We start from the raw sequence: 339 nt of genomic DNA, 5'->3' as shown, positions 1-339 counted from the left end.
CCACCATCGTGTTGACGGTGTTCTTCAACTCCAGCATCTCACCGGCCACATCGACGGTGACCTTCTGCGACAGGTCACCGTTCGCGACCGCCGTCGTCACCTGCGCGATGTCCCGCACCTGACCCGTCAGATTCCGGAACGCCGTATTGACCGAATCCGTCAGGTCCTTCCACGTGCCCGCGGCGCCCGGCACCCCGGCCTGGCCGCCCAGCCGGCCCTCGACGCCGACCTCCCGCGCCACACGGGTCACTTCGGAACCGAACGCGGAGAGCTGGTCCACCATCGTGTTGACGGTGTTCTTCAACTCCAGCATCTCACCGGCCACATCGACGGTGACCT

Annotated in this window: 1 protein-coding gene; it reads right to left on the bottom strand. The window is 65.8% G+C overall.

Features of this window, described 5'->3' with window-relative positions:
* A partial coding sequence (locus HTZ82_RS20685; protein WP_175410930.1) for a HAMP domain-containing protein occupies positions 1–339 on the bottom strand: 339 nt, incomplete at both ends.

This window comes from Streptomyces sp. TRM64462, from assembly GCF_013362995.1.
Classification (GTDB): domain Bacteria; phylum Actinomycetota; class Actinomycetes; order Streptomycetales; family Streptomycetaceae; genus Streptomyces.
The sequence above is the reverse complement of the archived record's forward strand: the minus strand, read 5'-3'. Positions and strand labels throughout refer to the sequence as shown.